Origin of the sequence: Thermus sediminis (genome assembly GCF_003426945.1) — a bacterium.
Taxonomy (GTDB): Bacteria; Deinococcota; Deinococci; order Deinococcales; family Thermaceae; genus Thermus; species Thermus sediminis.
This window is the reverse complement of the sequence record NZ_QURO01000004.1, coordinates 1,564,280-1,590,911: the sequence shown is the minus strand read 5'-3', so window position 1 is coordinate 1,590,911 and position 26,632 is coordinate 1,564,280. Positions and strand designations below refer to the sequence as shown.

At 68.8% G+C, this 26,632-nt stretch carries 23 protein-coding genes, 1 pseudogene and 1 riboswitch; of the genes and pseudogenes, 4 read left to right on the top strand and 20 right to left on the bottom strand.

Annotated elements, in window-relative coordinates; genetic code table 11:
* Window positions 1–30 precede the first annotated feature (30 nt).
* The 15 genes from ATI37_RS09160 to ATI37_RS09090 all read right to left on the bottom strand — a co-directional run bounded on the left by ATI37_RS09160 (window position 31) and on the right by ATI37_RS09090 (window position 19,708).
* On the bottom strand, window positions 31–1,518 hold the full coding sequence (locus tag ATI37_RS09160) for an ABC transporter permease subunit (RefSeq protein WP_232822481.1): 1,488 nt from the start codon (window positions 1,516–1,518) through the stop codon (window positions 31–33).
* A gap of 3 nt (window positions 1,519–1,521) precedes the next feature.
* On the bottom strand, window positions 1,522–2,556 hold the full coding sequence (locus tag ATI37_RS09155; protein ID WP_117238084.1) for a thiamine ABC transporter substrate-binding protein: 1,035 nt from the start codon (window positions 2,554–2,556) through the stop codon (window positions 1,522–1,524).
* A 22-nt stretch (window positions 2,557–2,578) separates the two neighbouring features.
* A riboswitch (TPP riboswitch) is annotated at window positions 2,579–2,671 on the bottom strand.
* A complete protein-coding gene (locus ATI37_RS09150) occupies window positions 2,672–3,514 on the bottom strand; it encodes an alpha/beta fold hydrolase (RefSeq protein WP_117238083.1) in 843 nt (280 codons plus the stop codon).
* On the bottom strand, window positions 3,484–3,723 hold the full coding sequence (locus tag ATI37_RS09145) for a hypothetical protein (RefSeq protein WP_117238580.1): 240 nt from the start codon (window positions 3,721–3,723) through the stop codon (window positions 3,484–3,486). Before ATI37_RS09145 ends, ATI37_RS09150 begins: the two co-directional genes overlap by 31 nt.
* Window positions 3,720–4,298, bottom strand: a complete 579-nt coding sequence (locus tag ATI37_RS09140; protein WP_117238082.1) for a fuculose-1-phosphate aldolase — start codon at window positions 4,296–4,298, stop codon at window positions 3,720–3,722. Before ATI37_RS09140 ends, ATI37_RS09145 begins: the two co-directional genes overlap by 4 nt.
* Window positions 4,299–4,344: 46 nt before the next feature.
* Window positions 4,345–8,916, bottom strand: coding sequence for a DNA-directed RNA polymerase subunit beta' (gene rpoC, locus ATI37_RS09135; protein ID WP_117238081.1), 4,572 nt, complete (start codon window positions 8,914–8,916; stop codon window positions 4,345–4,347).
* Between the two features lie 22 nt (window positions 8,917–8,938).
* Window positions 8,939–12,298 (bottom strand): DNA-directed RNA polymerase subunit beta, encoded by a 3,360-nt coding sequence (gene rpoB / locus ATI37_RS09130; protein WP_117238080.1) that lies wholly within the window; start codon window positions 12,296–12,298, stop codon window positions 8,939–8,941.
* Window positions 12,299–12,474: 176 nt separating this feature from the next.
* A complete protein-coding gene (locus tag ATI37_RS09125) occupies window positions 12,475–13,113 on the bottom strand; it encodes an RNA-binding protein (RefSeq protein WP_117238079.1) in 639 nt (212 codons plus the stop codon).
* Window positions 13,113–13,538: a 3-hydroxyacyl-ACP dehydratase FabZ gene (gene fabZ / locus ATI37_RS09120; RefSeq protein WP_117238078.1), complete on the bottom strand. Its 426-nt coding sequence runs from the start codon at window positions 13,536–13,538 to the stop codon at window positions 13,113–13,115. Before fabZ ends, ATI37_RS09125 begins: the two co-directional genes overlap by 1 nt.
* Before the next feature lie 4 nt (window positions 13,539–13,542).
* Window positions 13,543–14,574, bottom strand: a complete 1,032-nt coding sequence (mreB, locus tag ATI37_RS09115; protein ID WP_117238077.1) for a rod shape-determining protein — start codon at window positions 14,572–14,574, stop codon at window positions 13,543–13,545.
* 11 nt (window positions 14,575–14,585) lie between these two features.
* Window positions 14,586–16,214 carry a ribonuclease Y gene (rny, locus tag ATI37_RS09110; protein ID WP_117238076.1) on the bottom strand — a complete coding sequence of 543 codons (1,629 nt, stop codon included), beginning with the start codon at window positions 16,212–16,214 and terminating at the stop codon, window positions 14,586–14,588.
* Entirely contained in the window at window positions 16,215–17,237 is a 1,023-nt protein-coding gene (recA, locus tag ATI37_RS09105) for a recombinase RecA (RefSeq protein WP_117238075.1), read from the bottom strand.
* Complete coding sequence (gene thpR, locus ATI37_RS09100) at window positions 17,188–17,781, bottom strand: RNA 2',3'-cyclic phosphodiesterase (protein ID WP_117238074.1); 594 nt, start codon at window positions 17,779–17,781, stop codon at window positions 17,188–17,190. Before thpR ends, recA begins: the two co-directional genes overlap by 50 nt.
* Window positions 17,778–18,962 carry a CinA family nicotinamide mononucleotide deamidase-related protein gene (locus ATI37_RS09095; protein WP_117238073.1) on the bottom strand — a complete coding sequence of 395 codons (1,185 nt, stop codon included), beginning with the start codon at window positions 18,960–18,962 and terminating at the stop codon, window positions 17,778–17,780. Before ATI37_RS09095 ends, thpR begins: the two co-directional genes overlap by 4 nt.
* On the bottom strand, window positions 18,935–19,708 hold the full coding sequence (locus ATI37_RS09090; RefSeq protein WP_198665540.1) for a YgfZ family protein: 774 nt from the start codon (window positions 19,706–19,708) through the stop codon (window positions 18,935–18,937). The genes ATI37_RS09095 and ATI37_RS09090 overlap by 28 nt, the downstream gene beginning before the upstream one ends.
* A 39-nt stretch (window positions 19,709–19,747) precedes the next feature.
* Between ATI37_RS09090 and ATI37_RS09085 the strand changes: the two are divergent.
* Both ATI37_RS09085 and ATI37_RS09080 read left to right on the top strand, forming a co-directional pair.
* Window positions 19,748–20,787: pseudogene (locus ATI37_RS09085) on the top strand (MFS transporter).
* Window positions 20,780–21,406: an HAD family hydrolase gene (locus tag ATI37_RS09080; protein ID WP_117238071.1), complete on the top strand. Its 627-nt coding sequence runs from the start codon at window positions 20,780–20,782 to the stop codon at window positions 21,404–21,406. Before ATI37_RS09085 ends, ATI37_RS09080 begins: the two are co-directional and overlap by 8 nt.
* Here ATI37_RS09080 and ATI37_RS09075 read toward each other — a convergent pair.
* Window positions 21,401–22,477, bottom strand: a complete 1,077-nt coding sequence (locus tag ATI37_RS09075; RefSeq protein WP_198665539.1) for an enolase C-terminal domain-like protein — start codon at window positions 22,475–22,477, stop codon at window positions 21,401–21,403. The two genes, ATI37_RS09080 and ATI37_RS09075, sit on opposite strands and share 6 nt — an antisense overlap.
* A gap of 10 nt (window positions 22,478–22,487) precedes the next feature.
* Window positions 22,488–23,201: a DEAD/DEAH box helicase family protein gene (locus tag ATI37_RS09070; RefSeq protein ID WP_117238579.1), complete on the bottom strand. Its 714-nt coding sequence runs from the start codon at window positions 23,199–23,201 to the stop codon at window positions 22,488–22,490.
* Between the two features lie 33 nt (window positions 23,202–23,234).
* On the opposite strand from ATI37_RS09070, the gene ATI37_RS09065 reads away from it, so the two are divergent.
* Window positions 23,235–23,723, top strand: a complete 489-nt coding sequence (locus ATI37_RS09065; protein WP_117238069.1) for a bioflim formation protein — start codon at window positions 23,235–23,237, stop codon at window positions 23,721–23,723.
* Between the two features lie 4 nt (window positions 23,724–23,727).
* Window positions 23,728–24,567, top strand: a complete 840-nt coding sequence (locus tag ATI37_RS09060) for a carbohydrate ABC transporter permease (protein WP_117238068.1) — start codon at window positions 23,728–23,730, stop codon at window positions 24,565–24,567.
* Here ATI37_RS09060 and mltG read toward each other — a convergent pair.
* The 3 genes from mltG to ATI37_RS09045 are packed head-to-tail and all read right to left on the bottom strand — an operon-like array spanning window position 24,552 to window position 26,623.
* Window positions 24,552–25,565, bottom strand: a complete 1,014-nt coding sequence (gene mltG / locus ATI37_RS09055; RefSeq protein ID WP_198665538.1) for an endolytic transglycosylase MltG — start codon at window positions 25,563–25,565, stop codon at window positions 24,552–24,554. The genes ATI37_RS09060 and mltG overlap by 16 nt on opposite strands.
* Complete coding sequence (gene ruvX / locus ATI37_RS09050; protein WP_117238067.1) at window positions 25,549–25,956, bottom strand: Holliday junction resolvase RuvX; 408 nt, start codon at window positions 25,954–25,956, stop codon at window positions 25,549–25,551. The genes mltG and ruvX overlap by 17 nt, the downstream gene beginning before the upstream one ends.
* On the bottom strand, window positions 25,937–26,623 hold the full coding sequence (locus ATI37_RS09045) for a hypothetical protein (RefSeq protein WP_117238066.1): 687 nt from the start codon (window positions 26,621–26,623) through the stop codon (window positions 25,937–25,939). The genes ruvX and ATI37_RS09045 overlap by 20 nt, the downstream gene beginning before the upstream one ends.
* Window positions 26,624–26,632: the final 9 nt, after the last annotated feature.

Here is a 26,632-nt window from a genome sequence, read left to right as displayed (position 1 = left end):
GCAAGAGCCACGGCGGGGGCCCCAGAAAAGTCAGCCCAAGCGCCCCCGCCCCCGGTCCAGGAGGTAGAAGAGGAGGCCGGAGAGGAGGGCGAGAAGGGCGGCCAGGGCCAAGGCCTCCCGGTAAGGCCCCTCCCCGGGCCTTCCCAACCTCTCGTAGATGGCCAGGGTCAGGGTGGTCCACTCGGGCCGCCAAAGGACGAGGCTCGCCCCGAACTCCCCCAGGATGGCGGCAAGGGCTAGGGCGCTCCCCGAGGCCAGGGCCGGGAGGAGGAGGGGAAGCTCCACCTTGAGAAAGGCGCGAAAGGGGGTGGCCCCCAGGACCCGGGCCGCCCCGGGGAGGCTTGGGGGGAGGCTCCTCAGGGCCGGGAGGAGGGCCCGGGCGAGGAGGGGGTAGGCCAAAAGGGCGTAGGCGGCGGCGAGGAGCAAGGAGGATCCCCGCAAGGAGGGGTAGGCCAGGAGGTAGCCGAAGCCCACGGCCACCGGACTCACCATGAGGGGGAGGAGCCCAAGGAGGTCAAGGCCTCCCCGCCCCCGGGCCGCCACGGCGTAGGCCACCCCCAGGAGGAGGGCCAGGAGAAAGGCCGGGAGGGCGAAGCGGAAGGTGTTCCAAAGGGCTAGGGGCAAGGGGGTAAAGGCCTCGGAGGCCCAGGCCCGGACCAGGGCCCTGGGGTCCACCTCCAGGAAGAGGGCGAGGAGGGGCGCGTAGAGAAGGAGGAAGAGGAGGCCAAGCCCCAGGGTGAGGGCCCAGGGCCTGGGGCCCGGGAGGAGGCCCCCAGGGGAAAGGGGGTAGGAGGGGATCCTCAGGTAGAGGAAGGCGGCCAGGCCCAGGGTGGCGAGCTGCAAGAGCATCAGGCCGCTGGCCTCGGCGAAGGCCAGGCGGTGGGCCAGGAGGGTGTAGACCTCCACCTCGAGGGTGGCGTACCGCCCACCCCCTAGGAGGAGGGGCACCCCGAAGGCGGAGAAGGTGTAGAGGAAGACCAGGAGCCCCGCCGAGCCCAGGGCGGGGAGGAGGAGGGGAAGCCCCACGCGGAGGAAGGCCCGAAAGGGGCTTGCCCCCAGGACCCGGGCCGCCCTAAGGGGCCCCTCGAGGCAGAGGGCCACGGGGAGGAGGATGCGGAGGGCCAGCCCCAGGTTGTAGAAGACCGCGGCCAGGAGGAGCATGGCCTGGGTGCCGTAGAGGTCCACCCCCAGGAGCCCCCTGGGCCCAAGGAGGGCCAGAAAGCCTAGGGCCACCACCGGGGCGGGGAGGACGAAGGGCAGGGTGCTCCAGGCGAGGAGGGCCTCCCTAAAGGGGAAGCGCCGCCGGAAGAGGAAGGCCAGGGGCAGGGCCAGGAGAAGGGTGAGGAGGGCGGAGAGGAACCCGTACTGCAGGCTGAAGAGGTAGCGGCCCAGGTAGAAGGGGTTGCCCAGGGCCCGGGCCAACCCCTCCCCTACCCCCAGGAGGAGGATGCGGAGGAGGGGGTAGAGGAGGGCGAAGGCGAGGAAAAGGAGAAGAAGCCTCCCCAGGAGGCGGCCCACGCCCTAGCGCCTCGCCCGCCGCACCGCCTCGGGGCTTTGGCCCTGGAGGACCACCTTGGTCCACTCCTCAATCCACCGCTCCCGGTTCCTGGCCATGGCCCCGGGGTCCAGGCGTACGCTCCCCAGGGGCTCAGGGGCGAAGCGGAAGACCTCGGGAAGGCGGGTCTCCCTCCTGGCGGGGTACATCCACATCTCCGTGGGCAGGTTCTCCTGTACCGGACGGGAGAGGAACCAGTCCACCACCCTCCTCGCCCCCTCGGGGTTCCTGGTCCCCCTCAGGATGCCCACGAACTCCACCTGGAAGAAGGCGAGCTCGGGGAAAAGGTTGCCCGTGGGGGGTTCCTGGTACCTGCCCTCGGAGTAGAAGACCTCCGCCGCCGGGGAGGTGGTGTAGGAGACCACCAGGGGCCGGTCCCCCTTGTAGAGGGTGAAGTGGGTGTAGTAGGCCTCGCTCCAGCCCTTGGCCACCCGCACCCCACCCTCCCGAAGCCTGGCCCAGAAGTCCAGGTAGCCGTCCTCGCCGAAGCGGGCCACCGTGGCCATGAGGAAGGCCAGACCCGGGGAGCTGGTAGCGGGGTTCTGGACCACGAGGAGCCGGGCGTACTCGGGCCGGGCCAGGTCCTGGGGCGTCCTGGGCAGGGGGCGGTCCTTGAAGTAGGCCCTATCGTAGTTCAGGCTCACCCAGCCGTAGTCCACGGGGAGGGCGCGGAAGGTGGGGTCTAGGAGCAGGGTGGCCTTGAGGTTCCGGACCTCCGGGCTCCGGTAGGGGAGGAGGATGTCCGCCTCCAGGGCCCGGGAGAGGAAGGTGTTGTCAAAGCCGTAGATGACGTCGGCGATGGGGGCGGCCCTGGTAAGGATGGCCCGGTTCAAGGTCTCCCCCGCATCCCCCCCCTTGAGGAAGCGGAGCCTAAGGCCCGTCTCCCGCTCAAACTGGGCGATGAGGGCCCTGTCCAGGGAGAAGCTGTTGTGGGTGAGGACCGTGATCTCCTGGGCCAGGCCGAAGGCCAGAAGGGCGAAAGCCGCAAGGATCCTAAGCATAAAACCCCTCCTTGGTCACCGGGAGGGGCCTCGGTCACCTTCCCTACGCCGGCATTACCCGGATCAGGTTCCAAGGGTATCTCTCAGCCCCCTAGGGGCACCCCCGGTGACGCCTCTAGTGTAGCACGCGTAGGGCCGAGAGGGCCTCGAGGAAGGCCTCCTCGAAGGCCTCTGGCTGGTCCATCCAGGGGAAGTGCCCCGCCTCGGGGATCACGTGGATGGGGGCCCCGAGGCGCTCGGCCACCTCCTCGGCGTAGGGGTAGCTGGTGCCGTCCTTCTCCCCCACCACCACGGCCACGGGCCTCCGGCTTGGGGTGAGGTAGGGGGTGTAGTCCAGGCGCCAGAGGCCGTTCCGCAGGAAGGCCCGGGCCGGGGCGTCGGGGCCCAGGATCCCCGAGCCCTCCACCACCCACTCGTACTCCAGGCGGCTCCTTTGGCTCGGGAACATGAGGCGGTCAAAGAGAAGCTTGGGCTCAGCCCTTTCCAGGGCGGCCCGGAGGGTTTCCTCCGGGTCCTCGGAAGGGGAAAGCCCGGCAGCCTCCGCCAGCCGGGCCGCAAGCCAGGGAAAACTCAACCAGGGAGCGAGAAGAACCGCCCCCCTGGCCTCTGGGTAGCGGCGGAGGACCTCCAGGGCCACCAGGGCCCCGAAGCCGTGCCCCAGGAGGGCGAAGCGGTCCAGCCCCAGGGCCTCGGCCAGGAGGAGGGTGTCCTCCGCCAAGGCGTCCACAGTGAAAAGCCTCGGGTCGTCGGGGAGCTCCAGGCTCCGCCCCGAGCCCCGCTGGTCAAAGTAGATGACGCGGAAGTCCTCCAGGTACTCCCCGAGGCCCTCCCTCAGGACGTAGGCGTTCCCCCCAGGGCCGCCGTGAAGGACAAAGAGGGCGGGGGCGTGCAGGTCCCCCACGTCCTCCACGTAGAGCTCTGCCCCCCCTACGGGGATGTAGCCGATCTCTTCCCGCATCCCCCATAGACTACCCCATCCTGGAGGCGAAAGGCCCAAACCTTAACCCCGGGCACCTCCCGGGCCCTGGAGGCCGCCTCCTCCGAGGCCCCGAAGACCTGGAGGAGAAAAAGCCCTTCCCCCTCAAGAAGCCAGTAAGGGTGAGGGAGCTCCCGGGCCAAGGCCCTTAAGGCCTCCTCCTCCTTGCCCTCCACAAAAAGGACCCTCATGCTCTCCCCCACAGGCGCTCATAAAAGAGGATCTCGGCGCTCTCCTCCAAGGTGGTCATGAGGCCATAGGCTTCCAGAAGGGCCTCCTCCGGCTTCTCCTTCCCGCCCCGGGCGAAGGCCCCGTGCCCCCTGAGGAGGCAGACCCGGCTATGCCGAAGGGCTTCGGCCACGGCCCTGGCGGCCTCCTCCGTGCCCGAAGCGCTCTTGGGGGAGAGGACGGGCACCTCCTTCAGGTGGAGCTGGCCCTCGAGGTCCAGGGGCAGGAGGCGGTCCAGGTGGAGGGAGAGGGCCACGGCCACCCGGGGATGGGCGTGGACGAGGGCCCAGGCCGGGGTCCTCCGGTACACCTCCCGGTGGACCACGCTCTCCACGCTGGCCCCCTCGGGGATAGGCCCCTCCAAGGGGACCTCCACCAGGTCCTCCGGGGTCAGGTGGGCCTTCTGCACCCCGCTTTTGGTGATGAGGAAGCCCTCCTTGGTGCGCACGGAGAAGTTGCCCGCCGTGGCCGAGATGAGCCTCTGGCGGAAGAGGTCCTCACCCACTTGGCGAAAGGTGGAAAAGACCTTGGCTAACATCGTCCCAAAGGGGCCCCGCCGAGGCCCAAGCCTCGGCGGGGTACACCTAGAGGCCCTTGCCCGGCTGCTCCCGGCGCACGGGGCGGCGGACGGGGGCCTCCTTGGCCTCCACCGCCTCTCTCCGGGCCTCCTCAATGGCCTTCAGGGTCTTCCGGTCCACCACCTGGGTGAAGCGGACGAAGTCGGAGCCCGTGCCCGCAGGGATCAGGCGGCCCAGGATCACGTTCTCCTTGAGGCCGATGAGCTCGTCCTTCTTCCCGGCGATGGCCGCCTCGGTGAGCACATGGGTGGTGTTCTGGAAGCTCGCAGCGGAGAGCCAGCTCTTGGTGGAGAGGGCGCTCTTGGTGACCCCCATGAGGAGGGGCCTCCAGGCCACGGGCACCTTGCCCTCGGCGATGAGCCTCTCGTTTAGGGCCTCCACGTCCCACCGTTCCAGGACCTGGCCCTCGAGGAGGCGGCTATCCCCGGGGTCGGTGACCTCCACGTACTTGAGCATCTGCCGCACCACGATCTCGATGTGCTTGTCGTGGAGCTTCACCCCCTGGGCCCGGTAGACCTTCTGGATCTCGTCCACCAGGTAGCGCTCCACCGCCTCGGGGCCCTTGGCCTCCAGGAGCTGGTGGGGGTCAACGGCCCCACGGGTGAGGGGCTGGCCCGCCTCCACGTAGTCCCCGTCCTTCACCAAGAGGCGGACGTCCTTGGGGAGCTTGTACTCCTTGGCGAAGCCCTCGGACTCCACGAAGACGGAGAGGCGGTCCTCCCCCTCCTCAATCCGCACCACGCCGTCGATCTCGGAGATGACCGCCTTGGCCTTGGGGCGGCGGGCCTCAAAGAGCTCAATGACCCGGGGCAGGCCCTGGGTGATGTCCGTGCCCACCGCCACGCCCCCCGTGTGGAAGGTGCGCATGGTGAGCTGGGTGCCGGGCTCGCCGATGGACTCCGCGGCCACCACGCCCACCGCCTCCCCAATGGACACGGGCCGGGCCATGGAGAGGTCGTAGCCGTAGCACTTCTGGCAGACCCCGTAGCGGGTCCCGCAGGTGAGGGGGCTCCGCACGGGGACCTCCTGCACCTCCCCCGCCTCCGCCGCCCGGATGAGGAAGTGGACGTCCTCCAAGGAGAGGTACCGCCCCTCCTCCAGCCTCCGGCCCAGGACCTCCACCTCCCGGGCCAGGACCCGGCCGTAGAGGCCAGACTCGATGTCCGAACGCTTCCTCAGGCGCTGGGTGCGGGTCACCTCGTCGGGCTGGAAGAGGGGAACGGAGATGTAGTTGGTGGTGCCGCAGTCCGCCTCCCGGACCACGATCTCGTGGGCCACGTCCACGAGCTTCCGGGTGAGGTAGCCGGAGTCGGCGGTGCGAAGCGCGGTGTCCGCTCCCCCTTTCCTCGCCCCGTGGCTGCTGATGAAGTACTCCAGCACCGTGAGCCCCTCACGGAAGGAGGAGCGCACCGGCACCTCGAAGGTCTCCCCCGAGGGCTTCTGCATCAGGCCCCTGAGGCCGCAGAGCTGGCGGATCTGCTGGGGGTTACCCCGGGCCCCGGACTGGGCCATGACGTAGAGGGGGTTGAAGGGGTAGTTCTCCTCAAAGTTCCTGAAGACCGCCTGGGTGACCTTCTCCGTGGTCTCCGTCCAGAGCCCGATCACCTGGTCGTAGCGCTCCCGGTCGGTGAGGAAGCCCATCTCGTAGGCCTGCTCGATCTGCCTTAGCTTCCGGTCGGCCTCCTCCAGGTACCTCTGCTTCTCCTCGGGGATCACCGCATCGTCGATGCCGATGGTGATGCCGCTGGTGGTGGAGAGGGTGAAACCGTAGTACTTGAGGGCGTCCAGGAGGCGGGCGGTCTTCTCCACGCCCAGGCGCAGGAAGGCCTGGTAGACCAGGTCCTTGAGGGAGTTCTTCTCCTGGGGGACGTCCATCTGGATGAGCTCCTGGGCTACCCTCTCGTCCCCCACGGCCTCGCCCACGATGCGGGCGAAGAGGATGCGGCCCGGGCTTGTCTCCAGGCGCTGGCCCAGGTAGCGCACGGTGACCACGTCCTGAAGGTCCAGAAGCCCGTGGGCCACCGCCAGGAGGGCCTCGTCGGGGTTGGCGAAAAGGAACTTGAGGCGGCCCACGCTGGTCTCCTTGCCCGCCACCAGGATGGGGGCGTTCAGGGCCACCTCGCCCCTCCTGTAAGCCTCCAAGGCCTCCTCGGGGGTGGCGAACTCCCGCCCCGCGCCCTTCTTCTCCTTCCGCACCTGGGTGATGTAGTAGAGGCCCAGGATGATGTCCCGGCTAGGCTTGGCCAGGGGCTCCCCCGAGGCCGGGGAGAGGAGGTTGTGGGCGGAAAGCATCTGGATCCTGGCCTCCGCCTGGGCAAAGGAGGAAAGGGGCACGTGGGCTGCCATCTGGTCCCCGTCGAAGTCGGCGTTGAAGGCCTCGCAAACTAGGGGGTGGAGCTGGATGGACTGCCCCTCCACCAAGACGGGCTGGAAGGCCTGGATCCCCAGGCGGTGGAGGGTGGGGGCCCGGTTGAGGAGGACCACCTTGCCGTGGATCACCTCCTCCAGGGCGTCCCAGACCTCATCCTTAATGTCCCGCTGCCTTTCTAGCATCCGCCTCGCCGCCTTCACGTTGGGGGCGATGCCCTTCTCCTCCATCTTCTTGAGGAGGAAGGGCTTGAAGAGCTCCAGGGCCATGCGCTTGGGCAGACCGCACTGGTGGAGCTTGAGCTGGGGGCCCACCACGATCACGCTCCGGCCCGAGTAGTCCACCCGCTTGCCCAGGAGGTTCTGGCGGAAGCGGCCCTGCTTGCCGGAGAGGATGTCGGTGAGGCTCCTCAAGGGGCGCTCGGAGCCGGGGTTGGTGACGGGGCTGCCGCGGCGGCCATTATCGATGACGGCGTCCACGGCCTCCTGGAGCATGCGCTTCTCGTTGCGGATGATGATCTCCGGGGCCCCCTGGGCCAGGAGCTTCTTCAGGCGGTTGTTGCGGTTGATGAGGCGGCGGTAGAGGTCGTTGAGGTCCGATGTGGCGAAGCGCCCCCCGTCCACCTGGACCATGGGCCTGAGATCCGGCGGCAGGACAGGAACGGCCTCCAGGACCATCCACTCCGGGCGGTTGCCGGAGTCCAGGAAGGCCCGCACCACCTCGAGGCGCTTCCTGGCCTTGGCCCGCCGGGCGCGGGAGGGGTGCTTCATCTCCTCCAGGAGTTCCTGCTCCAGCCTCTCCAGTTCCAGTTCCTTGAGAAGCTCCCGGATGGCCTCGGCCCCCATGCGGGCGTCGATGTCGTAGGACTCCACCACCCGCACCACGCCCCGGACGAGGTCCACCTCCACCCGGCCGTAGATCTCGCTCTTGACCTTCCCCCCGTCGGCCAGGGCGTCCCCCGGGGCCACCCGGTCCCCGGTGGTCACCTCCACGTCGTCCTCAAAGGGGTAGACCCGGGCCCTGACCACCAGGAGGCTGGCGGGCTCGTGCAGGTGGACCACCCCTTCGGCCTCAGCGATGACCTCCTCCTCGGGGTCAATGGCGGCCACGATCTTCTCCCCGGCCTGCACCTTGGCCCCCTCGGGGACGATGACGTTCATGTGGGGGGCGATGCGGTAGTCCTTGGGCTCGGTCCACTCTAGGAAGAGGGTAAGGTGGACGGTCTCCCCTTCCTCTTCGGCCTCCACCTCCTTGGCCGTCATGTGGCGGGGCAGGCGCAGAAGCCCCTTGCCCTCCGCCAGGGGCTGGCCGGGCTCCACGACCTCCCCCTGGACCACCACGGGGGTCAGGCCCACGGGGAGGAGGTGGCGGGCCACGACCTCGTCCCCCTGGCGCAGGTAGAGGAGGTGGCCCTCGGAAAGCGCCTTGAGCTCCACCACCCCTCCCTCCTCCGCCCGGAAGAGGTAGGGCCCGGGAAGCTCGGCTAGGACCTCCCCCGGCCGGTAGCCCTCCTTCTCCACCCAGGCCCCAAGGGGAATCCTGAGGGCGGCCCGCTCCTTCCTCAGGTAGTCCACCCGCACCCGGCGGGGGAAGCGGTAAAGGGCCACCCCGTCCATGCGGCTCACAAGGCCCGGAGCCAGCTCTTGGCCCTTCACCACCTCCTCCCCGTCCTTGACTAGGGCGTCCACCCCGGGGGGCAGGGGGTAGGTCTCCTGCCTGCCGTAGCGGAGCTCCCGGTACTCCTCGTCGGTGAGGAGGTGGCGCTTCTCCACCGGTACCCCGTCCAGGACCGCCCCCTTGGGGTCTAAGACGATGTACTTGTTGAAGTAGAGGACCTGCTCCAGCTCGGTGGCGGAGAGGTCCAGGAGGGTGCCGATCTTGGAGGGCACGTCCTTCACGAACCAGATGTGGGCGGCGGGCGTGGCCAGCTCAATGTGACCCATGCGGTAGCGGCGGACGATGCTCCTCGTCACCTCCACCCCGCAGCGCTCGCAGACCTTGCCCTCGAAGCGCTGGCGCTTGTACTTGCCGCAGGCGCACTCGTAGTCCTTGATGGGACCGAAGATGCGCTCGTCAAAGAGCCCGTCCCGCTCGGGCTTCAGGGTGCGGTAGTTGATGGTCTCGGGTTTCTCCACCTCCCCGTAGCTCCAGGAGCGGATCCGCTCTGGGGAGGCCAGGGCGATGCGGACCTTACGGACTTCCTTTTTCATCTTCCCTCCAGGTGGCTGTGGTCTACCTCTTGGAGGCCAGGCCCTCAAAGATGTCCACGGGGTTGTCCCTCTCGTCCAGGGTCTGCACGTCCAGGGCCAGGGCCTGGAGCTCCTTCACCAGCACGCGGAAGGACTCGGGCACGCTGGCTTCGGGCACGTCCTCCCCCTTGATGATGGCCTCGTAGGCGGCGTTCCTGCCCTCTATGTCGTCGGACTTGAGGGTGAGCATCTCCTGCAGGGTGTGGGCGGCCCCGTAGGCCTCGAGGGCCCACACCTCCATCTCCCCGAAGCGCTGGCCGCCAAACTGGGCCTTGCCCCCCAGGGGCTGCTGGGTGATGAGGGAGTAGGGGCCGGTGGAGCGGGCGTGCATCTTGTCCTCCACCATGTGGTAGAGCTTCATGATGAACATCTGCCCCACGGCGATGGGCCCCTCGATGGGCTCCCCTGTGCGGCCATCGTAGAGGACCACCTTGCCCTGGGTGAAGAGCTCCTTAAGCTGCTCCTCCGGGCTCTTGCCCGGGGAGACCAGGCCCAGCTTCTCCGCCCGGGCCAGGACCTCCCTCTCCCGCTTGTCCACCCCGAAGCCCTCCGCTTGCCGCCTGCCGAAGTAGAGGTCAAAGGCCTCGGCCAGGAGGGCCTTGATCTCGGGCTCGGTGGCCCCGTCAAACACCGGGGAGATGTAGCGCTGGCCCAGGAAGTAGCCCGCCAGGCCCAGGTGGGTTTCCAGGATCTGGCCCAGGTTCATGCGGCTGGGCACGCCCAGGGGGTTTAGGATCACGTCCACGGGGGTGCCGTCCGGGAGGTGGGGCATGTCCTCCACGGGGAGGATCTTGGCCACCACCCCCTTGTTCCCGTGGCGGTTGGCCAGCTTGTCCCCCACCTGGAGCTTGCGCTTTTGGGCCACGAAGACCCGGACCACCTCCCTAACCCCGGGTTTGAGCTCCACCCCGGGGTCACCCCGCTTGAGGCGCAGGCGGCCCACCACGATCCCCCCTTCCCCGGGGGGAACCCTCAAGGAGGTGTCCTTCACGTCCTTGGCCTTCTCGCCGAAGATGGAGCGCAGGAGGCGCTCCTCGGGGGAGGGCTCCTGCTCCCCCTTGAAGCTGGTGCGGCCCACCAGGATGTCGCCGGGCTTCACCTCGGCCCCGATGCGGACGATACCTTCCTCGTCCAGGTCCCTGAGGGCGGCCTCCGAGAGGTGGGGGATGTCCCGGGTGATGCGCTCGGGGCCCAGCTTGGTGTCCCGGGCCTCGATCTCGTAGCGCTCGATGTGGATGGAGGTGTAGAAGTCCCGCTTGAGGAGCCCCTCGCTGATGACGATGGCGTCCTCAAAGTTGTAGCCGTCAAAGGGCATGATGGCCACCAGGACGTTCTGCCCCAGGGCCAAAATGCCCCCCTCGGAGGCGGGGCCGTCCGCCAGGAGGTCCCCCTTCCGCACCCGCTGGCCCACCCTGACCCGGGGGCGCTGGTCCAGGACCGTACCCTGGTTGGAGCGGGCGAAACGCCGCAAGGGGTGCTCCACCAGGCGGCCGTCCCCGTAGCGGACGGCGATGCGGGTGCCGTCCGCCTTGACCACCTCCCCGTCCTCCTCGGCGTAGAGGGCGGCCAGGGAGTCCCGCACCACCCGCTCCTCCAGGCCGGTCATGACCACGGGGGCCTGGGCCCGGATGAGGGGCACCGCCTGGGTCTGCATGTTGGAGCCCATGAGGGCCCGGTTGGCGTCGTCGTGTTCCAGGAAGGGGATGAGGTTGGTGTTCAGGGAGAAGACCTGCTTGGGGGAGACGTCCATGAACTCCACCTCCTCCGGGGAGACGATCACGGGCTCCCCCTTACGCCTCGCCACCACCCGGTCGGCGGCGATGCGGTCCCCCTCAAGGGGGGTGTTGGCCTGGGCGATGGTGTACTGGTCCTCCTCGGAAGCGGTCATGTAGACCACCTCCTCGGTGACCACCCCGTCCCTCACCCGGCGGTAAGGGGTGCGGATGAAGCCCAGGCTGTCCACCCGGGCGTAGGCGGCCAAGGAGGTGATGAGGCCGATGTTGGCCCCCTCCGGGGTCTCCACCGGGCAGATGCGCCCGTAGTGGGTGCGGTGCACGTCGCGCACGTCAAACCCCGCCCGCTCCCGGGTAAGGCCCCCGGGGCCCAGGGCGGAGATGCGCCTTTTGTGCCTCAGGGAGGAGAGGGGGTTGGTCTCGTCCTTGAACTGGGAGAGCTGGCTGCGGCTGAAGAACTCCCTCAGGGCGGCCTCGAGGGGACGGCTATTCACCAGTTTGGCGGGGGTCAGGGTGTCGGGGGAGCCCATGACCATGCGCTCCCGCACCCCCCGGGCAAGGCGGGAAAGCCCCACCCGGAACTGGTCCGCCATGAGCTCGCCCACGGTGCGGATGCGGCGGTTGCCCAGGTGGTCAATGTCGTCCACCTCGTGGCCCGGCACCCCGGCGGTGAGGGCGAAGAGGTAGCGCAAGGTGGGCAGGAAGACCTCGTCCCTGAACTCCCCCTCCTCAAAGCGGACCAGGGTGCGGCCGGAAAAGCCCACGCCCAGCTTCTCCTCCGCCTTGTAACGGCCCGCCTCCCCCAGGTCATACCGCCTGGGGTCGGCCAGGAGGCCGTGGAGGTAGGCCAGGGCCTTCTCCCTCTTGGGCGGGTCCCCGGGGCGGAGGAGGGTGAAGAGGCGGACCATGGCCTCCTCGGGGTGCATGGCGAAGACCGCCTCGTCTAGGAGGCCCTGGACCAGGTCCCCGTAAGCGGAAAGCTCCCGCACCAGGGTCTCCTGGTCGTACCCCAGGACCCTAAGGAGGAGGACCAGGGGGAACTTGCGCTTGTTGACCTTCATGATCACCACCCCGTTCCCCTCCACCTCGAGGTCAATCCAGGGCCCCCGCTTGGGCAAGGGGATGATGCTGGCCAAGAAGCGCCCGGGGCGGGTGGGGTCGGGGGTGAAGTAGACCCCGGGGGAGCGGTGGATCTGGGAGACGATGACCCGGTCGGCCCCGTTCACGATGAAGGAGCCGTCCTCGGTCATCAGGGGGAGGTGGCCCAAGAAGACCTCGTCCTCCTTGATGAGGCCCGTGTCCTTGTGGACGAGCTGCAGGCGGGCGTAGAGGGGAGCCTGGTAGGTGAGATCCTTTTCCCGGCACTCGTCCTGGGAGAAGGGGGGGTCGCCGATGCGGTATTCCAGGAAGTCCAGGACCAGGCCCCCCTTGCCCCTGTCCCCCTCCTCTACAGGGAAGGTCTCCTTGAAGGCGGCCTGGATGCCCACGTTTTCCCGCTTTTCAGGAGGGATGTCCGCCTGGAGGGCCTTCCTATAGGACTCCACCTGGACTTCCGTAAGGGGGGGGAGGGGAATGACCTCTCGGATGCGACCAAACCGCTTGATCTCCATGCGTCACCTCTGAGGGGAAGCGGGCCGCCCGAGGTAAGCTAACAGGGTTCTTCCGCAAGGGGACCCCCTTGCGGCAGCTGGCTCTTACCGTGCTCCCTTGGCCCGACCAAAGAGCACAAACCTTAGTCTATAGGACGCTCCCTTCTTCCGTCAAGCCCAAAGCCGATGGATCTTCCCTAGCGCTCCACCTCCACCTTGATTTTATAATTGCCCCGCCGGGTTTCGCCAAGGACCTCAAGGAGCCGTAGGCTCCCCAGGCCCTCGGCCAGGAGGACGTCTCCGGGAGCGATCTCCTCCTTGGGGGAAGCCACCTTGCCCCTAAGGCGCACCTTTCCCGCCTTCACCCCCTGGACGAAGTAGTTGCGGGAAACCCCAAACCCCTTGGCCCCCACGGCGTCCACCCGCAAGGAGGGCACCACCAGGGTGCGCACCCTCTCTTTGGAGGGCCTCAGGGCCTCCTCGGGAGGGGGAAGGAGGGTAAATCCCGCCTCCTCTAGGGTCTTCCTTCCCTTGGGCAAAAGGGCCACCAAAAAGCCTTCCTCATGGGGCTCCACATCCCCCATGGCCTCGCCCAGCTCGGGGGGCTCCTTCTCCAGGAAGAAGACCTCCACCGGGTCGTGGACGGAAGGGACCTCCGGAGGGTAAAGCACGGCCGCCTTCCGCTCCGCCAAGGGGAAGCCCCCAAAGAAGGAAACGCAGAGACCCTCCTTGCGGGCCAGGGCCTCCAGCTCCGCCTGCTCCTCTAGGGAGAGGAAGCCCGTCTGCACCACCCGGCCGCCCCGGGCCCGCTTGAGGTAGGCGAAGAGGTCCGCCATCACCCTTCCCCAAGGGCGAAGCTCAGGGTGGCCCTCGCCCTTTCCTCTCCCTCCACCAGGGCCCTCACCGCCACCTTGCCCAAGCCCCTCCGGAAGAAGAGGAGTTCCCCCTCCAGGATCAGGGTGTCCCCAGGGACCACGGGCTTTTTGAAGCGGGCCTCCTCCACCCCCACTAGGAAGACGAGCCCCCCTGGCGCCACCCCCGGCTGGCGGGCCAGGGTGCCCACGGCCGCCTGGGCCATGGCCTCGAGGATCAGGACCCCCGGCATGATGGGGTAGCCGGGGAAGTGCCCCTGGAAGTGGGGCTCGTTGAAGGTGACGTTTTTGAGGGCGCGGAAGCGCTTCTCGTCCGCCTCGAGGACCCGGTCGATGAGGAGGAAGGGGTAGCGGTGGGGGAGGAACCTCAGGATCTCCCCGATCTCCACGGCCTCACCTCTTCAGGACGTCGTCCGAGGAAACGATGGTGTCCTCCAAGACGTGGAGCATTTCCAGGGCCTTCCCCGTGCCCAGGGCCACCGCCTCAATGGCGTTCTCCGCCACCACCACCGGGACTCCGGTGGCCTCCTGCAGGGCGAGGTCCAGGTTCTTGAGGAGCGCCCCACCCCCGGTGAGGAGGATGCCCCGCTCGTAGATGTCCGAGGCCAGCTCGGGGGGCGTGGTCTCCAACACCGACCTCACCCCCTGGAAGATCTTTTCCAAGGGCTCCTTCAAGGCCTCGGCCACGTCTTCGGCGGGAATCTCTGCGGTGCGGGGGAGGCCGGTGATGAGGTCCCGGCCCCGCACCTCGGCCACCTCCCGCTCCTCCCCAGGGAGGAGCTTGGCCCGGCCCAGCTGGATCTTGAGCTCCTCGGCGGTGCGTTCCCCGATGAGGAGGCTGTACTTCTGGCGGATGTGGCGGATGATGGCCTGGTCCATCTCATTGCCCGCGATCCTTAAGCTTTCCGAGCGCACGATCCCCCCTAGGGAGATGACGGCGATGTCCGTGGAGCCGCCTCCGATGTCCACCACCATGCTCCCCGTGGGCTCGGCCACCCGGATGCCCGCCCCGATGGCCGCGGCCAAGGGCTCCTCGATGAGGTAAACCTTCTGGGCCAGGGCGGAGACCGCCTGGACCACAGCCCGCCTTTCCACGTCCGTGACCCCAGAGGGCACCCCCACCATGACCCGAGGCCGGAAGAAGCGGCTCACGGGGGAAAGGACCTTTTGCAGGAAGAGGAGGAGCATGCGCTCGGTGAGGGCGTAGTCGGCGATAACCCCGTCTTTGAGGGGCCGCACGGCCACGATGTTGCCGGGGGTGCGTCCCAGCATGCGGTAGGCCTCGGCCCCCACCGCCTTCACCTCCCTCTTCCCCTGGACCACGGCGATTACCGAGGGCTCCCTCAGGACGATCCCCTTTCCCCGCACGTAGATGAGGACGCTGGCCGTCCCCAAGTCGATCCCGATGTCCTCGCCTTTAAGCATAGGGCCTCACTTCACCTAGCGTACTCCACCACTCGGGTTTCCCGCACCACGGTCACCTGCACCTGCCCGGGGTAGTTCATCTCCCGCTCGATGCGGTTTGCGATCTCCCGGGCCAGGAGGGTGGCCTTGGCGTCGGTGACCTTTTCGGGCTTGACGATGACCCGGACCTCCCGACCCGCCTGCACCGCGAAGGCCGTCTCCACCCCAGGGAAGGAAAGGGCAATGCGCTCCAGGGCCTCAAGGCGCTCTAGGTACTCCTCCAGGCTCTCCCGCCTGGCCCCGGGCCGGGCGGCGGAGAGGGCGTCGGCGGCGGCCACCAGGACAGCGTAAAGGGTCTCGGCGTTCTCGGGGTCGTGGTGGTGGGCGATGGCATCCAGGACCTCGGGGGGCTCGCCGAAGCGGCGGGCCAGGGCGATGCCGATCTCCACGTGGCTCCCCTCCACCTCCCGATCCACGCTCTTGCCCAGGTCGTGGAGAAGCCCGGCTCTGCGGGCAAGCCCGGTGTCCAGGCCCAGCTCCGCCGCCATGATCCCCGCGAGGTGGGCCACCTGGACCGAGTGCTTGAGGACGTTCTGGCCGTAGCTGGAGCGGAAGTGGAGCCTCCCCAGAAGCTGCACCAGGCCCGGCTTCAGGCCCACCACCCCGGCCTCGAGGGCCGCCTCCTCTCCCCTTTCGTAGATGAAGGTCTTCATCTCCCCCTTGGCCTTCTCCACCACCTCCTCGATGCGGCCTGGGTGGATGCGCCCGTCCTGGAGAAGCTCCTCCAGGGCCATGCGGGCGATCTCCCGGCGCACGGGGTTGAAGGAGGAGAGGAGGACCGCCTCCGGGGTGTCGTCGATGATCAGGTCCACCCCGGTGAGGGCCTCAAAGGTGCGGATGTTCCGCCCCTCGCGGCCGATGATCCGCCCCTTCATGGCATCGGAGGGGATGGGGACCACGGAAACGGAGAGCTGGGCCGCGGTCTCCGAGGCCTGGCGCTGCATGGCCTGGGCCAGGATCTTCTGGGCCTCGCGCCGGGCCTCTGCCCGGGCCCTCTCCAAGGCGGCCCGCACCCGGGCCGCCTTCTCCTCCTCCAGCTCCTGGTCCAGCCTCTCCAGGATGAGCCTCCTCGCCTCCTCGGGGGAGAGGCCCGCCACCTGGTGGAGCCTTTGCTCGATCTCCTTCTCCCGCTGGACGAGCCCGGCCTCCTTGGCCTTTAGGGCCTCCTCCAGGGCGTCCAGCTTGAGGGCCCGGGCGTCCAGAGCCTCGCCCCGTTTGGAAAGCCTTTCCGCCTCCCGGCGGAGCTCCTCCCGCTCGGCCTTGAGGCGCTCCCTTTCCCCCCTCAGCTCCTCCCGCTCGGCCTTGAGGCGCTCCTCGGTCTCGGCCAGGCGCCTTTTGGCCTCCCTTTCCAGGGCCTCGGCCCGGGCCCCCATCTCCTTCTCCAGTTCCCGGCGGAGGGCCTGGATCCGGCCCTCCCCTTCTTCGCGGAGGGCCTTGGCCTCTTGACGGGCCGCGTCCAGGATCTCCCTGGCCTCCCGGCGGGCGGCCTCCAGGATCTCCCTCGCCTCCTCCTTAGCCTGCTCCTCCCCCCTGCGCCGAAGGAAGAGGGCCGCAAGGAGGGCCAGGACCAGGAGCAAAAGCACCAGGTCCAGAAGGCTCATCTACTCCCCCTCTTCCTCGCTGGCGGAAAGGACCACCTCGCCCGCCCGCTCCAGCACCCTGGCCCGGACCTCCTCCAGGAGTTCGGGGCGCTCCCGGAGATACTCCACCGCCTTCTCCTTGCCCTGGCCCAGGCGGTGCTCCCCGTAGGAGAACCAGGAGCCGGCCTTCTCCACGACCCCTGCCGCCACGGCTACGTTGACCAGGTCCATGACCGGGTCCAAGCCCCGGCCGAAGTAGATTTCCAGCTCGGCTTCCCGGAAGGGCGGGGCCAACTTGTTCTTCACCACCTTTACCTTCACCTTGATGCCCACGGCCTCGTTGCCGACCTTGATGGGCTGGCCGCTTTTGCGCACGTCCAGGCGGACGCTGGAGTAAAACTTGAGGGCCCTTCCCCCAGGGGTGGTCTCGGGGTTCCCGTACATAACCCCCACCTTCTCCCGCACCTGGTTGATGAAGATGGCAGCGGTGTTGCTTTTGGAGAGGACAGCGGTGAGCTTCCTCAGGGCCTGGCTCATGAGCCTAGCCTGAAGGCCTACGTGTTGGTCGCCCATCTCCCCCTCGATCTCCGCCTTGGGCACCAAAGCAGCCACAGAGTCCACCACGATGACGTCCACCGCCCCCGAGCGGGCCAGGAGCTCCACGATCTCCAGGGCCTGCTCCCCGGTGTCCGGCTGGGAGACCAGGAGGTCCTCCACCTTCACCCCAAGCTTGGCGGCGTACAAGGGGTCCAGGGCGTGCTCCGCATCCACGAAGGCCGCCACTCCCCCCTGCTTCTGGGCCTGGGCGATGATGGTGAGGGCCAGGGTGGTCTTGCCCCCGGATTCCGGCCCGTAGATCTCGATGACCCGCCCCCGGGGAATCCCCCCGATGCCGAGGGCCAGGTCCAGGCCTAAGGAGCCCGTGGGGATCACGTCCACCTGTTGCCTAGGCATCTCCCCTAGGCGCATAACCGCACCCTTGCCGAACTCCTTCTCAATGGTCTTCAGGGCGTTCTCCAGGGCTCTCTTCCTGTTTTCGTCCATGTTCACCTCGCAAGGGGAATCTCTCCAGGATCGTGTAGACGGGTCCCTTAGGCCTAAGCTCCGAACGCACCAGGGCGAAGACTTCCACGGGCCAGGTGAGGCCGAAGACCAGCGGGGGGACCCGGGGGGCGGGGGCCTTGCGCCGGGCCAGGGTGATGTGGGGCTTGAAGGCCCTATCCCCCTCCGCCTCCAGGGCCCCTTCCCCTAGGAGCTCCCTCACCCCCTCCCGCAGGCCCTGGGCCAGGGGGCCAAAGCCTTCCCCCTCGGCCTTGGCGAACCAGACCCGAGGCGTGCCCTCGTTGGGGAAGTAGCCGGTGCCCTTGAGCCTCGCCCAAAAGGGGGGCACCTGCCGCCCCAGGCGGTGGCCTAGGGCAACGAGATTCTCGAGGTCTTCCTCGGGCCTCTCCCCTAGGAAGAGGAGGGTGAGGTGGAGCTGGTGGGGAGGGACCTCCTTCCAGCCCTTGTAGCGGGAAACCTTTCCCTGGGCCTCCACCAGGACCCGCCGCACGTCTTCCGGTAGAAAAATGGCGTAGAAGAGCCTCATGTTACAAAAAGGGCTAGGGCGGCGTACACGCTCCGAAGCCTCACCACCTCACGGTCCCCGGGAAAGCGGTACCGCCTGGCCTCCACCCCCTCGGGTCCGGCCAGGGCTACGTAGACCGTGCCCACGGCCTCCCCTTCCAAGGGGTCGGGCCCCGCCACGCCCGTAGTGGAAAGAGCGTAGGTGGAGCCGAAAAGTGCCCGGGCGGCCTCCGCCATGGCCTTGGCTGTCTCGGCGGAGACCGTCTTGGCGAGGCGCTCCTCCGGCACACCGAAGCGGGCCTTGGCCCCTACGGAATAGGATACCACGCCCCCTAGGTAGAAGCGGCTGGCCCCGGGAAGGCGGGTGATCTCCGCCCCCAGGAGCCCTCCGGTGAGGCTCTCCATGGTGGAAAGGGTGGCCCCCTCTAGCTCCAGGCGCCGTTTCACCGCCTCGGCCAGGGTCATCTCCCCCTCGCCCCAGACCTCCTTGAGGAGTTTTTTCCTGATCCTCTCGGAGAGATCGGCCACCAGATCCTCCCGGCCCCGCACCACCACCTCCACCCCGTGGAGCTTGGGGTAGGTGCCCACCTCCACCTCCTTTCCCCGGAGGAAAAGCCCCCCCAGCCGCTCCACGATATCCGACTCCCCCAGGCCCCAGGTCTTCAGCACCCGCTTGGCGTAAGCCCTCCTGGGCAGGGAAAGCCCCCGGAGCACCTCCCGCCACATGGGCCGCCACTCGGGGGGCGGCCCTGGGAGGAGGACCAGGTCCTTCCCTTCCTTCCGCACCCACCAGCCGGGGGCGGTGCCCCGGGGGTTTTCCAGCCAGCGGGCGGAGGGGATCCTCAGGGCCTGCTTGCGGTTGGCCTGGGGCATAGGGCGGCCCCGGGCGCGGAAGAGGGCCTCAATGCGGGAGAGCATGGCCTCGTCCAGCTCCAGGGGCTCCCCCAGGGCCAGGGCCACGGCCTCCCGGGTCACGTCGTCCGGGGTGGGCCCCAGCCCCCCGGAGAGGACGAGGAGGCGGGCCCTTGCCCAGGCCTCGGCCACCTCCCGGGCCAAGGGGGAAACCTCGTCCACCACCCTCAGGGTCCTCTCCACCTTGAGGGCGTAGGGCTCGAGGCTTTTGGCGATCTCCTGGGTGTTGGTGTCCAGGGTCTCCCCGTAGATGAGCTCGGTGCCTACCCCGATGATCTCTGCCCGCTCCATAGGGCCTCCGCAAAGGGGTATGGGAGGAGGAGGTACTCCCCCCCACCCCCCGTCACCGCGCCTCCCAAGGGTACCTCCTTGCGCACGAGCCCCAGGCCGAGAAGGCCGAAAGGCGTCCTTTCCAGGCGCTTGATCTCCCCCACCCGCTTCCCCTCCAGGAAGAGCTCCCCCACCTCCCCAGCCCTCAGGGCCTTCAGGCCCACCAGGCGGTAGGGAACCTCCTTCCCCTCGGTGCGGGCCATGATCTCCTGGCCCACGTAGCACCCCTTGCCGTAGTCCACCAGGTGGAGAAGCCCCACGCTCTGGGGGAGCTCCCCCTGGATGTCCCCAAGGAGGGGCACCCCTTTGAGAAGGGCGTAAACGGGGAAGACCTCGAGGGGAAGCCCCCCTTCCCCCCTCTCCGCCACCTCCTCCCGGCCGTCGGCGTGGAGGAGGCGGAAGAGGGGAAGCTCCAAAAGCTCCACCCGGTCAAAGACGATGTAGCGCTGGAGCCGGGCCTTGAGGCCCGAGAGCGTCCCCCAGGGGGCGAGAAGGAAGCCCTCGGCGTGGGGAAAGAGGGTGGCGGCCTCCTCAATCTGGCCCTTATGGTTCAGGAAGAGAACCCCCGAAGGGGCCCCTAGCCGCCTCAAGTCCCGGGTGGCCTGGCCCTGGAGGAAACCGAAGGCATCGGGGCCCGCAAGGAGGAGAAGCCCGGGGAAGGCGAAGAACCCCTCCCCGGATAGGGCCCTTTCCAAAGCGTCCTTCATGCTTCCCATTATTGACTGGGAGTTCAGGAAGGGTGAAGAATGGCGGGCGTGCGCTTTTTCTTTGGCGCCTTCCTCTCCCTCTTCCTGGTGGGGGTGATCGTGGCCCTGCCTGGGGCTGCCCTCCCCCATTGGCGGGAGGCCTTCGGGGTGGGGAGGGAGGTCTCCTCCTTCTTCGCCGCCCTCCTCCTTGGGCTCTTCCTGGGGATACGCCTGGCCCAGGGGGAGAGGCGCCACCCCCTCCTTCCCGGGGCCCTCCTCCTCCTGGCCCTAGCCTTCTTAGGGGTAGCCTTGGCCCCGGCGTTCGTCTGGGTGGTGGCCTTAGCCTTCCCCGTGGGCCTGGCCCAGGGGGTGCTGAACGTGCACGGGAACAGCCTGGTGGGGGAGCTCTTTCCCGAAAGGCGGGTGGAGTCGGTGAACCGGGTGAACGTGGGCTTCGGCCTGGGGGCGGTTTTCACCCCCTTGGCCCTCACCCTTTTGCCCTACGCCGCCCTTCTCCTCCTGGCAGGCCTCTTGGCCCTCCTGGCCGCCCTCTTGGTCTGGGAGGCCCCGCCGGTCAAGAGCCTCGCTCGGGGAGGCGCCCAAGGGCTCCTCCCCTTCCTCCTAGCCGTGGCCCTCTATACCGGCCTCGAGGGGGCCCTGGCCACCTGGAACCGGGTCTGGCTGGAGGGCCTGGGCTATGCCACGGCCACGGGCGGGATCCTCCTCTCCCTCTACTGGCTTTTCCTGGCCCTGGGGAGGCTCCTCCTGGCGGGCCTGGTGGCCCAGAGACCCCTCTTGGTCCTAAAGGGGCTCCTTTTGGGGGTGACCCTTCTCCTCCTCCTCAACCTCTTCCCCCCACCGCCCTCCTCTTCCCCCTGGCGGGCTTCCTCCTGGGCCCCCTCTTCTCCACGCTCTTCGCCTTGGTCCAGGCCCGGTACGGCCACCGGGCTTTGGGGCACCTCCTCTACGCCGGGGCGGGAGGGAGCACCCTCGTGCCCGCCCTCTTCGCCCTTCTGCCCCTTCCAGGCATTCCCTTCGGGCTCCTGGGCCTCGCCCTGGGGCTATTCTTCCTGGTAAGCGTTTTGGAGAAAGATGGTTAGGGCCCTCCTCTTGGACCTGGACGGCACCTTGGTGGACACGGACCCCCTGCACCTCCTAGCCTGGCGGGAGGTCTTGAGGTCCTTTGGCCTCGAGGTGGACCCGGAGTTTTACCGGAAGAGGATCTCCGGCCGCCTAAACCCCGAGATCGTGCGGGACCTCTTGGGCATGGAAGGGGAGGAGGCTGGGAGGCTCATAGAGGCCAAGGAGGCTCACTTCCGGGAACTGGCCCAAGGCCTTAAGCCCACCCCGGGCCTAGGGGAGCTTCTGGATTTAGCCCAGAAAAAGGGCCTCCCCTGGGCCGTGGTCACCAACGCCCCCAAGGAGAACGCCCACCACGTGCTGAAGGCCCTGGGCTTGAACCCACCCCTCCTGGTCCTGGCGGAGGAGGTGGGCCGGGGCAAGCCCGACCCCCTCCCCTACCGGGTGGCCCTGGAGCGCCTGGGGGTGGGGCCGGAGGAGGCCCTGGCCTTTGAGGACTCCCCTTCCGGGGTGGAAAGCGCCTTGGGTGCGGGCATCCCCACCTACGCCCTCCTCACGGGGCACCCCAGGGAGGCCCTCCTCGCCGCCGGGGCCCAGGGGGTCTTAAGGGACTTCTGGGAGGCCCTGGCCCTCCTATAGGGCGTACCTCTGGAAGGCCCCCTCGTCAAAGCGGGCCTCCACGAGGTCTTCCCAGTGGAGCCACCCCTCCCTGAAGGCGGGGAAGTCCAGGAAGCCCCCTTCCGCCTTGAGGTGGAAGGCGAGCTCGTTGGGCCCGGTGACCCCTTGCTGGAAGGCGAGGAGGGCGGAGTGGTAGGCCCCAAAGCTACTCTGGGCCTGGCTTCCCACCATGGCCCTCTTGCCCCTCTCCCGGGCCAGGGCGAGCATCTCCAGGGTCCAGGTGGCCCCGGTGCGGGCGGGCTTGAGGTTGAGGAGGTCAAAGGTGTCCAGGCCTAGCTCCCGCCTGAGGTCCTTGGGGGTCATGGCGCTGTCGTCGGCGATGAGGGGGAGGATGCCCCTCTCCTTGAGCCTACGCCTCGCCTCCACCTCCTCTGTGGGCAGGGGCTCCTCCACGTAGAGGAGGCCGAGCTCCCTCCAGGCCAGGAGGTAGGCCTCCGCCTCCTTGGGGCTTAGGCTCTCGTTGGCGTCGGCGTAGAGGTCGGCGTCGGGGAAGGCCTCCTTGAGGCGCCGGATCCTCCTCGTGTCCCCCTCCAGGTCCCGGCCCACCTTGACCTTGAAGACCCTGACCCCCGCCCCGTAGGCCATCCGGGCATCGGCAAGGGCCTCCTCCTCCGAGGCCAACCCCAGGATATAGGCCACCCGCACCCGGTGCTTGGCGGGCCTCAGGACCTGGTGGAGCTCCTCCCCCTCGCTCCGGGCCCAGGCCTCCCAGAGGGCCAGGTCCAGGGCCCCTTTGAGGGCGTGGTTGCAGGGGAAAGCCTCCAAAACCGCGCGGATGGCCTCATGGTCGTCGGCCTCGAGGCCAAGGAGCCTGGGCCTGAGGTAGGCCAGCCCCGCCTCCGCGCTCCCCAGGGTCTCCCCGTAGATGGTGGGCCTGATGGCCACCTCGGCCCGGCCCAGGGAGCCATCGGAAAGCTCCACCTCCAGGAGGGCGTGCTCTAGGGCCTCCATCTCCGAGGCCTTCCCCCAGCGCAAGGGGGCCTTCAGGGGGATGCGGAAGGGGATAAGGCGGAGGTCCTTGACGGTCGCCATAAGGCCCATTCTAGAAGCCCCGGGCCTCGAGGAAGGCCCGCACCGCCCGCACCTCCCCCTCCAGGTCCAGGGCCTCCGTGTCCAGGAGGAGGGCCCGGGGGTGGCCCCTTAGGAGGCGCAAGGGGCCTTCCGGGTCGTAGTTCCTCTTCTCCTCGGCCACGATCTTGAGCCTGGCCAGGACCTCCTCCGCCGGGGCCAGGGCCAAGGCCTCCCTGAGCTCCGCCGGGGAGAGGACCCCCTGGGCGAGCTCATGGAGCCTCCCGGCCTCCTCCGGGGAGAGGGCCACCCGGTCAAAGGCGTCCTGGCGGGCGAGGAGGCGCCTCAGGCGGGTGGCCTCCCGGGCGTGGAGGAGGACAAAGAGGGCCTTGGGCAGGCGCTCCAGGGCGAAGGCCACCTCCTTCTCCCCCCTAAGCCCGTCAAAGAGGAGGAGAGGAGCAGGGGCCACGTACCCCCGGGCGAGGACCTCGGCCACACCCCCGGGGAACTCCTCCCGGAAGCGGCGGGTGAGGCGGAAGCGCTCCTCCCGGGGAATGGGGGGCCTCGCCCCGTAGCGGGGGAGGACGTAGCGGTCCACGAGCGCCCGGCGGTCGGGAAGCCGGGGCAAGCCGAGGGCCTCCGCCAGGGTGCTCTTCCCCACCCCCGTGAGGCCCACCAGGACGAGGAGGGGAACTTCCACGGTGGGAAGGAGGCCGGGGAAGGGCTCCAGGGCAAAGGGGGCTGCCATGGGCCCCATGGTACCTGGTAGGATGGGGGGGATATGAAGCGCCTCCCGATCCTCGGCCTCCTCCTGGGCCTGGCCCTGGCCCAGGCCCCGGTCTACCCGGAGAACACCGCCGGCTTCGGCTACGCCCCGGACAAGGGCTTCTACCTCCAGGGAAGCCTCGTACTCCCCTTCAGCCCCCTGGGGATCGACACCGGCCTTGACCTCCAGGTCCTCCTCTCCCAAAACCCCGAGGTCTACGCCCTCCTCAAGGCCAACCTCTTCCCCGGGCTTGTCCTCGCCGACCTCTACACCTCGGTGGGCTTGGGCCTGGACCTCCGCTACCCCTTTGGGGTCCATCTGGGGCCCCTCTTGAGCCTCGAGGTCCCGGGCGGGGCCCTCTCGGGGACCCTGGGCCTGGGGTACCAGGGGGGCTTCCACCTGGCCTGGGGGGTGGGCTTCCGCCTCTACCTGGAGCCCCTGGCCTTGGAAGCTTCCACCTCAGACCGCTACCCCTTCCTCCTAAGCCTCCTCTACCTCTGGTAGCCCCGTGCGGCGGAAGCTCCCCCTCGCCCTCTTCTCCCTCCCCGCCCTCCTCAGCCTAGGGGTCTTCGTCCTCTACCCCTTTTTGGACGTCCTCCGCTTCTCCACCTGGGACTGGTCCGGCCTCGCCGACCCCAGGCCCGTGGGCCTAGGGAACTACCAGGACCTCCTCCGGGACCCTGCCTTTTGGGGAAGCCTCTGGGTCACCCTGAAGTTCATGGCCCTGGCCCTGCCCCTCTTCGTGGGGCTATCCCTGGCCCTGGCCGTGGCCCTGGAAGGGGCCCCCTACGAGCGCTTCGCCAAGGGCCTTCTCTTCCTCCCGGGTTTGGTCACCCTGGGCGGGGCCACCCTGAGCTGGTACACCCTCTTCACCCCGGAGTACGGGGCCCTGGCCCAGTTCCTCCCCATCCCCCCCTGGGACCGGGACGGGTTCTGGGCCTTGGTCATGGTCGTCCTCTTCACCCTGTGGCGGCACCTGGGCTACGGGGTCCTGGTGGCCTCGGCCCGGCTCAAGGCCATCCCCAGGGGGCTCCTCGAGGCCGCCTACGTGGACGGAGCGGGGCCCTTTGAGGCCTTCCGCCACGTGGTCCTCCCCCTCATGCGGCCTGCGGTGGCCTTCCTGGTGGTGGTGGGGACCATCCTCTCCCTCCAGTCCTACGCCGCCGTCTTCCTCCTCACCCGGGGAGGGCCTTTCGGGGCCACCCGGGTCCTGGGCTACTACCTCTACGAGACGGGCTTTGAGAGCTTCCGCCTGGGCTACGCCGCGGCGGTGACCGTGGTCATCCTCCTCCTCACCCTCCTCTTCGCCTACGCCCAGCTCAGGCTCCTCCGTCACGGGGAGGCGTAGCGGTAACGGGCGAGGTCCCTCAGGTGCCCCTCGTAGTCCACGTTTAGGAAAAGCCGCCCCCTGGCGTGGAAGAAGTAGAGGTAGGGGCGGCCTCTCCCGTCGGCGCGCACGGGGTTTAGCACGGCGACAAGGGCTGCCCGCCCCGGGTTGGCGATGGGCCCCGGGGGGAGGCCCGGGTAGCGGTAGGTGTTGTAGGGGGAGTCCACGGCGAAGTCCCCAGCGGGGCGGGAGAGCTCGGGCAGGGCCTTGCCCAGGGCGTAGGCCACGGTGGGGTCCGCCTGGAGGGGCATGCCCCTTTCCAGCCGGTTGAGGAAGACCCCGGCGATCTTGGGCATCTCCCCTTCGCTTCCCGCCTCCACCTGGACGATGGAGGCCAGGGTCACCCAGGCGTGAACGGAAAGCCCCCGCTCCTCCAAAAGCCTCCGCACCGGGGGGGTGAGCTCGGCCTCAAAGCGGCGGAGCATGGCCCGGAGGACCTCCTCGGGGGTGGCGAGGAGGTCGAAGGGGTAGGTGGCGGGGAAGAGGTAGCCCTCGAGGCCCCTGCCCTCCACGTAAGGGGGCTTCAGGGCCCCGGGGCTTTCCACCAACCGCAAGAAGCCCTCCCCATCCAGGCCCGCCCGGGCAAGCCTCTCGGCGTAGTCCACCGCCCGCATGCCCTCGGGGAAGGTAAGGGTGACGGTGAGGGGCCTCTCCCCGCCGGTGAGGGCCCGGGCCAGGCGGAAGGCCCCCTCGCCCTGGAGGCGGTAGACCCCGGGGATGAGGCGCTTGGCCCTGCCGGAAAAGCGCAGGTAGGCGGAGAAAAGGTAGCCGGAACGCAGGAGCCCTGCCTCCTCCAGGATCCGGGCTGCCTCCGCCCCCGTAGTCCCCCTGGGGATGCGCACCGTAGCCTCCTTGCCCGTGGGGCCCAGGAGCCAGAGGGCGTAGAGGAGGAGGAGGGCGAAGGTGAGGAAAAAGGCCACCACCCCCCAAAGAAGCCATAGCCTAGGGCCCTTGGGCAAGGTACCCCTCCAAAAGGACCACCGCGCTCATCTCGTCTAGCTTGCCCTTCTCCCGCCGCACCCGCCTGGGGGCGTGCCGCAGGCGGGCCAGGGCCGCCTTGGTGGTGTAGCGCTCGTCCCAAAGCTCCACCTCCACCCCCCGGGCCCTCAGGGCCTCCACCAGGGGGAGGACCCGGGCCGCCTGGGCGCTCTCCTTGAGGTCCGTGCGCAGGGGAAGGCCCACGATGAGCTTGGCAAGGCCCTCCCGGCGTACGAAGTCCAAAAGGGCCTCCACGTCCTCCTCCAGGCCCCGGCGCACGAGATACCCCCGGCCAGAGGCGAAGGGAAGCCCCTCCTCCCCCACGGCCAGGCCGATCCTGGCCTCCCCCACGTCAAGCGCGCCCACCCGCATGCTGCACGCTTCTGTCCGCCAGGACCACCCCCAGGTAGAGGAGGCTCACCCCGAAGGCCCGCCCCGCCTCCTCGAGGCCCACCACCCCCAGGCGGTTCAGGGTGCTGGTGGAGGCCAGGACGAGGGCGGCGAGGAAGATGAGGGCCGTGCCCTGGGCCCTCAGGGGGTTTTTGCGCCAGAAGAGGAGGGTGGTGTAGAGGGCCACCCCCGCCATGAGGGCCGTGCCCAGGAGGTTGAAGGGGATGGTCCAGAGCCTGGGGGAGGTGGGGCCCGGGGGCGGGAAGGCGGCCCCGGAGGGGGTGTAGGGCTCGGGGAGCCGGGCAAAGTCCAGGGGGGCCGTGGCCACCAGGTAGAGGCCAAAGAGGATCAAAGGGGAAAGGAGGAGGAGAAGGCCCTTGGCGGCCCTGGGGTTCAGGAGGGCCAGGCTCCCGAGGCCAAGGAAGGTCACCCCGTGCGTGGCCCCGGCGAAGTACCAGAGCCGGTAGAGAAAGGGGCTCCAGGCTCCCTGGAGGCGGGCGAGGAGCTCCGCGGAAACCGCCAAGGCGAAGAGGAGGAGGCCCAGGCTATAGAAGGCGTTGTGCAGGGAGGGCCGGCTCCGGTAGCGGCCGAAGACGAGGGCGAAGAGGGCCCAGGAGAGGGCCACCGCCAAAACGCTTAGGAGGACCATGCCCCCATT